Genomic DNA, 9,830 nt, shown 5'->3' with positions numbered 1-9,830 from the left:
GACCAGCTCCGCCGATCGCACGTTGCTCACCCCGCGCCAAACGGCGTAACATCCGCTGAGGCTCTAATCGCCACTGGATGAAACTTCGGAGGCAGGTCAATCGAGATGCAACCTGAAGCCGGACTTGCTTTAAGCTGGGAACATCCTGATCAAGCATTGGAGCAACGTATAGCTGACGAGGATCCGCCCGCTCGCAATAAATGTCACGATAAGGTGAGCGCCGTCACATGTTTCCCTCGAGAAGTCGGGAGTGGCCAAGCACCGCGAAGCCGCCAACGACAATGCCTGGGCGAGTAATTCGTGCGCGCAACACACCCAACAAAGAGGCAATCAGTCTCGTCTCAATGAGCGTCCTATCCGGAGTTTTTCTCTTACGAATGCTTGCCGCGGTGGTCGATTGGCGCGCCGCCGCGTGCAAGCTCCACTTAGCCACCCTACCGGCGCCTTCGCTGGAATTATGGATCCGCTTGCCTGTTCGCGATCTGCGCCGCGTCGGCAGAAAGTCTTCATTTAATCAACCTTGAGCCTTTTGCCATCGCGATCTTCAAGGAAAAGCGACAGCGAAAAGCGCCAAGATGGGCAACAAAGCGAGCGGCTTAAGAGCGCAATCGACGTCTCCACCACCGCGGAGATAGATCAGAGTCGGATGAAGGAGGCGATTCACTCTCATCTTTTGTTACCACGAAGCTGATGTTCTCTAGCATGCTCTTTTGCGGGCACCGCCTACGCTTCTGCTATGGCGGTCTCCCTCTCGTTGCCATCAAGGCAGGAAGGGAGGCCTCAGATTATGCGGAGTGAGGAAGAGGGCACTAGGAACTAAACTGTTGATAACGAAGCGGGTCTCGGATTGAGCGGCCGCGCACTCCGCATAATCGTGGGCTCCGCATAATTCCTGAAGTCTACAGGTCGGGTCGCAACGTAAATCATGAGGCTGGCGGGCGGCGTCAGCATGAACGTGTCCGTCGAATCGCCAAGAACACATCACTCAACACAGCAAGGCCAGCGTCCCTCGCACCTCAACTCGTGCCCCCTGGAGCTCAACCGTCACAACAGCTGCTTCCGGCGACCCGGTGGGCTCTGCGGCTGCCGGTAGCGCCGATTCCGATACCACCGGCACGAACGACAGCGTGTCCGCCGAAGCCGGTAGTACCAACTGGCCCAAACGCGCCCGGCGCCGCCAGTCGTGCACCTGCTGGGGCCGGCACCCATGGCGACGCGCGACATCTGTGACAATCGCGCCTGGCTCGAGGCTTTCCGCGACAATCTGGGCCTTCAAATCATCCGGCCACTGCTTTCGGCCTACTCCAGCATACACTTCGACACGCGGAGACAGGTCGTCTTATGTCGTCCGAATGGTCGTCCATTGTGAGCACCCTTGCAGAAGATGACTCTTCTAGCGGCGCTCACAAGACTGCGCACAAACAATCTGAAGGGCCTCAGCACCACGCTTACGTTCTATCGCCCTAGAGATCGGATGCGCATTCGAAAACTGACGCTCGGTAGCGCGAGCGCGATCAACGCGACCGAGGCACGACGGCAAGCCAGAGAGATCCTTGGACAGATCGCAGCGGGCAAAGATCCCGCAGATGAGAGACTTGCCTAGCGCGATGGGTCGCTCCGAATAGCGTACGACGCGTTCAAGGCCGAACATCTACCAAAAGTTTCTCGCGAACATGCGAGACACCGTGTAAGAATTTTCGAGCGGCACTTTCTCCCCAAATTGGGGGATAAAGTCCTGAGCAAAATCTCTCGCGCTGAGATCAAAGAGATAATCGATCGCATTGCCAAAAAGCACAAGATTGCCGCTTGCAATGCGCACCGAGGTTTCAGCGCCTTCCTATCGTGGTGTGTCGAGCACGGGCTAATCGAACATCACGTCATGAAGACGAAATGGCGAAACTTGAGCGCATTTTCGAAGAGCGTCCGTGGCGCGTCCAAACCCTTTCAGGGGCAGGCACTTGTACACCCGTGCGTCCGGCGATCATACGATCGTGGCAGCTTTCCTACAGGCACCATGGCGCCTCTGCATGCGCGGTCGCAACTCGGATGAAAGATCTTTCCCTAGGCGTGCGCTCGCTCAAGCTAACCAACTACTTGTAAATATGAATGAACACTCTTACGGAATCCGAATATTTTTCGTTTGAAATGAGCAATCCGTCCAAAATCCTTATCGCCGTGGTGGGCTCTCTGCATATGCTCATTATCGGTCCCATAATTTTCACCAAGAATTCATTCGATCGGAGATTGGGTATATCCCTGTAAAAGTAGCCGCCGTTGAAAGCATAGTAGCGCTCTATATCGCGGTACCAAAGCGTCTTTCCATCATCTTGTGAAAGCGCGCCAAACGTCTGGTGCGTCGCTGGCGTTGAATAGAGCGCGTCGGCGGGCTCGTTCGGATCAGCGCTAGCGGTACCAAGAAGAGATACTTGAGAGCGATATCCTGCCTCGAGAAGCGAGACACCCGCTGAATATGCTGCAAGCGCTATCTCGACAGGCCCTTCTTTGGCAAGTCGGGCGAGTTCCCCTTCGCGGTCATTTCCCAGCTTAGCGGCGATCTCTACAAAATTCAGCTTGTTCGGGTGTTTAGTGGAGTGAATAGCTTCACAGAAATCGCTCACGGAGTATCTCGTGGGATCCTGCGTCAAGTTGTACTGGAAGGAATAGTTCTTCGGTCGGAATGTGATGACCGGAACATCGGAGTTGCCGGTGCGCCTGAACTCATAGGCCGCGACCACCGCCTTATCAACAAGGACCGGCAACGCAACGCTGATCAGTTGAAACTGCGTCAAGCGAGCGTTGATTGAATTAACTACATCTAGGAGGCTCGACGCGTAAGCCTCCTTCGCAGCAAGTGAAATAAACAACATAGTTGCAAAGTATTTGACCCGGAATTTCACCGCATATCCTCACCTGCTGACGGGCCGGCTTAATTGCTCGCATATCGAAATAAGGGTCAGCCGTAGCTTACATTTAGCGCGCCGGAGATCCAGCCCCGTCCTCGATAATTGACGATAATGCCCCCGATGCGGTCAACGCCATTTCCCCTTACAAACACGCGCAGCGTCACGCAATTCGGTCGATCCGTATCTTTCAACGAGGAAATGATGTGGGTGCCCTCGCCATTAATGGAATCGGTGTGGACTTCCACCCGCCGAACCGAAACTCCCTCGTCAACGCAGAACGTCTGTGAAAATTCACGGGACTGATCCGGTTCCGCAGTGAAAGAGAACTGGAAAGACTTAGTCGAAGCTGACACTGGCGTCGGTGGCGGCGTACAATTCTGGGCATTGTTGACGCCGGTTAAGGACAGCAGGGGCTGAAAATAATCGGAAGGCGTAATCACGGTGAATGAATTTGCAAGTGCTAAACCGCTACTTGCCATACCTATCACTCGGCCAGAAATGTCGAATGCGGGAGCCCCGCTGTCTCCATGATTGAACGGGACTTGTGTATTGAGTCGGCCGCCTGGTCCGAAGTGATTTCGTATGGTCCCCTGGCTTGAGCCTAAGTCACTTCCAGTGCCATAGCCCAAGACAAGCACTTTCGCGTCATCTGGAACGCCCGAGGACGAAGCGATCGCAAGTGGCGCCCAAGGGCGTGAGGGTGGTAGCTGAAACAGGGCTACGTCGAGGTCCGCGTCAGACTTGACCAAATCTAATTGAAAGCGCTGACTGTCACGCGGACCTGGAGACGCGTAGTATGCTTGCTCCTGAGAAGAAGTGACGCTTTGAACAACGTGGGCTGCCGTTAGAAAATACCCTCGGCACGCAACCACGAAACCTGTTGCGCTGTCGGCAACATGCTCGCCGGTGCCGTCGCGGTTACGAACTACCCGCTGGACAAAGAGAATGGAATCCTGCGCTTTGGATCTAATGCCAACAAAATCTTGCGCTCTTGATGTTTCTGCGGTGACCGCTACCGCTATCAAGAGCAGAATCGCAGCCGGCCTCAGCAGGTAAGAAGCCATAGTCATCCTCAACGATACGCATAGGGGCCGGGATCGTAGAGTCTATCAACAACTGGCAAGTACAGCATCTGTTTCGGTGAGAACCAAAACCCTCGTTGAGGGTTGGGATCTCCATCGAGCGCAAATCCAAGGCTTCGAAAAACCGATAGCCAAGCCAGTTTCGAGCAATAGAAACCGCTGTCGTCGTTCAAATTAAAGTTCCAAAAGTTGTATGGTCGGCCGACGTACTTTGCGGCTTCCGTACTGATCCGGGCTCGATCTTCTGCCGAACGGTCGCGCAGTCTGCCCAGCCAAACGACCTCGCCTTGGCGTCCAGCCAGCCAACTTTCGTAAGAATGACGAACAACGCCCGCGCCCCAAATAGCTTCTACCACCTCAGGCTTACGATCGCTCGTTATGTTTACGATGGCGACGTGGCCAACATAGACACCCCCCCCTGATGAGTACACGCCGGGCGTTCCTGGCCGTTGATCAGCTTCGTAACGCGCAAGAAACTCGCGGTAGTCGAGATCCTTTATCTGGGCCAATTGACTCGCGGAGAGACCCGATGATTCCCTGGCAGCTTGCTCAAGAAATTGCTGCTTTTCCTTTTGCCAAATTGCAGCGTCGTGCTCGGGGCCGGCATTTGCCTGCTGGCTGTACGGAACGAATTCGCCGGGCTTTTTCGGCCACAAAAAATCCCCCGAATTGAAGAGCTCGGTGCGAGGCAGAGGAGGCGATTGCTGAATGATCTGGGAGCGGACCCCTTCGCTGCCAAGCGCGGTCAGCAGCAGGCCCGAAGCGAAACTGCGCCGTGAAAATGCGCGCACATCTCCCTCCTATTGTGATCGCTTGCATCAGCGTAGCGGAATATCCCGCATAAATGCGGATTTTTCAATTACCTACGGACTTCAGAATGACCGTTCACAAAGTTTCGACGCGAAAGTATTCAACCCTACGCCCCACCGTTGTGTCAAGCGGGTGGTTCTGTCACTTAAGGCGCCGCCGTCGCCTCAAGTGGGCCGTACAATAGAACTGACCGAATAATGGGTAAGCTGCTCCCCATTCTTGGGACATTTGCGCCTAGATTACTTGGTTTGCAGGGTGCGCGCACTGAACGGCGAACTCGGGACGCCCTAGATCATGAGTTTCATATAGGTGTGGTAGAGAGCTGGCCCCGCAAATTTGAACAGGAGGATAAATGGAGTTTCTGCCTGACGGCGGCGATAATCGCCGCGAACAGGAGAGACCATGAGCAGACGACCGCGCCGGAACCACACGCCGGCTTTCAAGGCCAAGGTGGCACTCGCTGCCGTGAAGGGTGACCGAACGATAGCTCAACTGGCTGAGCAATTTGACGTCCATCCTAATCAGATTATGGCGTGGAAGGCGCAGCTCGAGGGAGGAGCTTCCGAGGTTTTCGGATCTGGAAGTGTGACGGCCGCCGTGCCGGCTGTGGACGTAAAGTCGCTGCACGCCAAGATCGGGGAGCTGACGCTGGAGAACGATTCCTAAGAAACGGCAGCACCAGCTTTCGGCTCCACTGGCTGGAGAACAAACCCGAATGCCTTGGCACGCCGATGCAGATCGTTGACGACTCGCGTGCGGTAGCGCGTCTCGTAGGATGAGGCCCCCGGATCGACATACTCCATTCCGTGTCGCACCGCGTTGTAGAACAGGACTGCGATCTTGCGGGCCGTGGCGGTCACCGCCTTGGCCTTGCCGATGCGGGACGAGAGGCGCCTGTAAAAGGCGCCGAGCGCGGTGTCAGTGCGTCCGACGGTGACGGCAGCGAGGCGCAGAAGAGCCGCGGCCCGACCGCCGGATCGGCGCGTTCGTGACGAGAGCACTTTGCCGCCGGAGATCTTATTGCTCGGAGCCAACCCCAGCCAGGAGGTAAAATGCTTTGCACTTGGCCATGAGGTAAGGTCGTCGCCGCATTCCGCGATCAACTTCAGCGAAAGGTAAGGGCCGAGGCCGTCGATCATAGTGATGTCCTTTCCGAGCAACACGAACAGCGCCGCCCGGACGTCGAAAGCCAGAGCGTTCGCCTGATCGGTTCTGTTCCGACGCCGCGAGACTGGCGGTGCTGATCCATGATCACGACCCCTGTGGGTGCTGAGTTCCTTCAACACAGCTTCGATCCGGACATCGCAGGCAGATGCCTTCTCGCGATAGGCGTCGTAAAGGGCGAGTGCCTGATCGAGCGCAAACAGATGCTCGGCACGGTAGTGTATGAAATCATCGCAGCGGAATGACGCTTTGAACGCTGTCTGCAGCGTGTCCATGGTTAGGGAAGAAAGCCAGGGCAATCGCCCGAGCCAACGCGCCCGCCCAATCTCGCGAATAGCAATCTGCGCCTCAGCATTTTTTTCGCCAATGAAGGCAATCCCAAGAATGCAGATCTCGCGCCTTCGCAGTGCCTCTATCGAGAGCAGTGTGTGATTGATTGTGCCAAGCGCTGTGCTCGCACAGAGAACGACTGGTAGCCGCCATCGCTGAAAGACATCAATGTAGAGTGTACTGCCACTCAGCGGCACCATTAGCCCGCCGGCGCCCTCGACCACGAGCGGCCGCTCCGCAGTATCTGGCACATTGAGCGAATCCGCGTCGATGCGAACTCCGTCAAGTTCCGCGGAATGGTTGGGCGAAGCAGGCGTTGTCAGGCGGTAACGCTCCGGTACGATGCGATCGGCCGACAGACCGCCCAGTCGCGCGACGATCTGAGCATCGGTCTCTCCTTCGAGACCGGCCTGAATTGGCTTCCAGTAGTTGGCGCCGAGGAGATTGGCGAGCCCCGCGGAAAACACGGCTTTTCCGATTCCAGTACCCGTACCGGTCACCACGATCTGCTGGCTCATCGAGCGCCTCCTCTCGTCTTCTCAGTGAGCGCATCGAGCAGCGAATGCTGTCATTTTGCTCCACCCTAATCGACGGATAGTATCCAAATTCGCGCTCTTTATTGCCTGAGCTATGAGCCCAATTTACCCAATTGTTGGCCGCTTGTTGCCGAATTGCGGCGCCCGATCAGTCGAATACAAAGCTTTTCATGCGAGACGGATCTCGAGCTTCCTCAAGCAAAGCACGCGAGGCGATCTGAGGTTTGGAACGATCAAAGCTGGGGATCGCCCAGCCGTGCGACGAGCTCGCTGGTCTCTCCTTCGCGGCCAGGCTGAATAGGTTTGCAATTTCGCGCGCATGAGATCGACCGACATTGCGGAAAAAAACCGATCTTCGGACTTTGGTATCCGTAACGGTCAACAGATCTGCTGGCTCATTGAGCCTCATTTGTCGTCTCCTCGCTTAGAGCATCAAGCATTGCAAGCACATCCTCCTCGGCGACGTTGAGCGTCAGTGAAATTCATAGACGAGCGTGCCAACTGGCACCGTTGGCGGCCGGATCGACGGATATCAAAGCCTCGAGCCTGCAGTGCAGAGGCAAGCCGCATTGCGCGCATGTCGCCAACGATACAGGGCACAATCTGCGAGCCCGAAGGACTTTGCCAGCCACGTTTACGCATCTGCCGATGCGCAAAAGTGACGAGCTTGGCCAGATGCTGCTGACGCTCGGACTCCTCCTGCAGGATCGACAGCGCTGCCCGCACGGCGATGACAAGGACGAGGGTGCGGCGGCGAAGATGAAAGGACGACAGCGATTGACCGTTAAACTGCGCAGCACGCCGGATGCAGTGACAAGCGCGCCGGCGGCACCGAGCGCCTTGCCACAGGTGTGAACGACCGGAAGATTTTCGCGCCCCTCACAAGGCGCGGTTAGCTCCCGCCCTTGCTCGCCGTAGACGCCTGTATGCGCCTCATCCACGATCAGGAATGCATCGGGTCGGGCCGCGATTGCGATAAGGTTCTTCGAGCGGCGCGAAATCGCCATCCATGCTATAGAGACTTTCGACCACGATCCAGGCGCGGCCTATTCCGCTGTTGGCCCGCCAGTCGCGCTGTGTTTTCGACCAAGCAAGAATCGTTATGGAGGCTTATTGAAACTCGGACCCGAACCGGCACGCGTGCCTAAATGAAGATTTGCGTGCACCAGGAAATCCAGGATAAGTAAATTGTCCCGCTGGGACAGCGTTGTCATGTGAGCAAAATTTGCGACATAACCGACGCCAAAAGAGTGCCGTTCTTGCTCCAAAAAAACTGACAGCTTCTGCTTGGAGACGTTCGTGCTCCTCGGAATTGCCGCGCAGAAGGCCGACGCGCCGGCTCCGATCGGCGTGCCAGCCTCGAGCGCGGTCAGATTCATACGCGGCGCGCTCGCGAGCGCGGGATCATCGTTCGCGCTCACGCCGCGACCGGTGATTAGCGATGGTCAGCGGCGTACGCGACTTCGGGGCCTTGTGAATGAAATTGTAACGCGCCACGTGGTAGCTTGGATCGAAGCCGTAGAAGTTGAGCCGCATGCGGCGCAGCTCCTCGTTGCGGTACGGCTCGAGCGGCTTCGTCGGCGGCGCGGCGCCTTCGCTTGTCGACGAGGCGCGCGGCATAGTCGGGATCCGATGCAAGCGCGGCGGCGAGCCTCACGAGATCGTCCGTTGCAGCGCCCCTGGCCGTCAGCACGCGATCGACGATGCCGAGGCGACCGGCCTCAGCCACGCCCGTCGGCAGCCGGCATTGAGTGATCATGGCCGCATTCGCGGCACCCGCGCGGCGCGGCAGAAGATAAGTCCAGTATTCCCAACCGTAGAGATTGCCCATGTCCTTGTAATGCGGATTGAGCACGATCCGATCGCTGGCCCAGACCTCGTCGGCGGCGAGGCTGAGGAACACACCGCCTGCGCCGGCATTGCCGCGAACGACGGAAACAACCAGCCGATCGGTGGTCTCGATGATGGCCCGCGCAAAATCGTCGATGGCGTTGATGTTGCGCCAGGACTCATCCGCTGCGCTGTCGGCGGGCTCGATCTCGGCATGATGAATGCCGTTCGACCAATAATCACGGCCGCCGGTCAGCAGCAGCACCTTGGTTGCGCGCGCAAGCGCGGTTCAAGCGTTGAGCAGTGCCTTGCAATTGTCGGAGCTCATGGCGCCGTTGTAGAAGTTGAATTGCAGCTCGCCAACCTCGCAATGCTCGCGATATTCGATCGGACCGTAGCCGCGTCCTGGCCTGTGCGGCAGATGCGCCGCTTCCGACGCGAAGATCTTCGTCGCCGCAAGTTTCAAGCTCTTCGGCGCGACACTCCGGGCCTGGCCGATCCAGACCGCGCCGTCGACGGTCGCCCGGGCCAGCGCACCGTCGCACTGCGCCACCACGGTGCCGGGTTCGCCGGAGATGCCATGGGCCTCATGCGCATCGAACAGCCGGACGTCCTGCCAGAACAGACTGTCGGTCAAGCCGGGCATGCCGTCGGCGCTGTCGATCTTGCGAAGCACCTCGACGGTTGTGTCGTGCTGCCAGTCGATCGCGCGATCCGCTTGCCGACAGGGCCCCCGCACGCAAATGCGCGGATCGTCGCTCGCCGTTGGCGCGGGCGCCTCGTGCCCGGCCTCGATCGCGGCAATGGCCTCGAGCACCGCCTCCACCGCGTAGGAGGTGACCTCGTTGCGGTAGATGGTGGACTTCGCGGCACGCCGCATCGGGAACGTGCGATGGACCCAGATTGGACCGGCGTCGAACTCGCCATCCGCCTGCAGCACCGTGACACCCCACTCCGCGACGCCCTCGAGAATGGCCCAGTCGAGAGCCGCAGGACCGCGGTCACCGGGCGGGCCGGGGTGCACGATGAGGCAACGCACGCCACGCCACGTCAGACCTCGTCCGGGATCGCCCGTTTCAAGAACGGCGCGATAACGAGGTCGGGCCGATACAGGGCAACGCCTTCGCGGGTCACGTCGGGATGGATATCGAACTCGACGGAGACCTCATGGCCAC

At 58.0% G+C, this 9,830-nt stretch carries 8 protein-coding genes and 2 pseudogenes; 1 reads left to right on the top strand and 9 read right to left on the bottom strand.

Annotated features, from left to right (window positions below; genetic code table 11):
• Positions 1-985 precede the first annotated feature (985 nt).
• The 4 genes from IVA74_RS41295 to IVA74_RS41290 all read right to left on the bottom strand — a co-directional run bounded on the left by IVA74_RS41295 (position 986) and on the right by IVA74_RS41290 (position 4,776).
• Complete coding sequence (locus IVA74_RS41295; RefSeq protein ID WP_346730986.1) at positions 986-1,315, bottom strand: transposase; 330 nt, start codon at positions 1,313-1,315, stop codon at positions 986-988.
• Between the two features lie 775 nt (positions 1,316-2,090).
• Positions 2,091-2,897, bottom strand: coding sequence for a hypothetical protein (locus IVA74_RS30555; protein WP_247350440.1), 807 nt, complete (start codon positions 2,895-2,897; stop codon positions 2,091-2,093).
• Between the two features lie 56 nt (positions 2,898-2,953).
• A complete protein-coding gene (locus tag IVA74_RS30550) occupies positions 2,954-3,967 on the bottom strand; it encodes a serine protease (protein ID WP_247350439.1) in 1,014 nt (337 codons plus the stop codon).
• An 8-nt stretch (positions 3,968-3,975) separates the two neighbouring features.
• Entirely contained in the window at positions 3,976-4,776 is an 801-nt protein-coding gene (locus IVA74_RS41290) for a YiiX/YebB-like N1pC/P60 family cysteine hydrolase (protein ID WP_247350437.1), read from the bottom strand.
• Between the two features lie 421 nt (positions 4,777-5,197).
• On the opposite strand from IVA74_RS41290, the pseudogene IVA74_RS30540 reads away from it, so the two are divergent.
• A pseudogene (locus tag IVA74_RS30540) lies at positions 5,198-5,455 on the top strand (transposase); the annotation flags it as partial.
• 2 nt (positions 5,456-5,457) lie between these two features.
• On the opposite strand, the gene bioD reads toward IVA74_RS30540, so the two are convergent.
• From bioD to IVA74_RS30515, 5 genes and pseudogenes are all read right to left on the bottom strand, one after another.
• Entirely contained in the window at positions 5,458-6,807 is a 1,350-nt protein-coding gene (gene bioD, locus IVA74_RS30535; RefSeq protein ID WP_247350434.1) for a dethiobiotin synthase, read from the bottom strand.
• Between the two features lie 166 nt (positions 6,808-6,973).
• On the bottom strand, positions 6,974-7,234 hold the full coding sequence (locus IVA74_RS30530; protein ID WP_247350433.1) for a hypothetical protein: 261 nt from the start codon (positions 7,232-7,234) through the stop codon (positions 6,974-6,976).
• Positions 7,221-8,243: pseudogene (locus IVA74_RS30525) on the bottom strand (8-amino-7-oxononanoate synthase); the annotation flags it as partial. The pseudogene IVA74_RS30525 and the gene IVA74_RS30530, both read right to left, overlap by 14 nt.
• Before the next feature lie 17 nt (positions 8,244-8,260).
• Complete coding sequence (locus IVA74_RS30520; RefSeq protein ID WP_247350432.1) at positions 8,261-8,920, bottom strand: enoyl-CoA hydratase/isomerase family protein; 660 nt, start codon at positions 8,918-8,920, stop codon at positions 8,261-8,263.
• 24 nt (positions 8,921-8,944) lie between these two features.
• Positions 8,945-9,694 (bottom strand): formyltransferase family protein, encoded by a 750-nt coding sequence (locus IVA74_RS30515; RefSeq protein WP_247350430.1) that lies wholly within the window; start codon positions 9,692-9,694, stop codon positions 8,945-8,947.
• Between the last annotated feature and the right edge of the window lie 136 nt (positions 9,695-9,830).

The organism is Bradyrhizobium sp. 132 (assembly GCF_023074185.1).
Lineage (GTDB): Bacteria > Pseudomonadota > Alphaproteobacteria > Rhizobiales > Xanthobacteraceae > Bradyrhizobium.
This window is presented reverse-complemented; position numbering and strand designations above follow the sequence as displayed.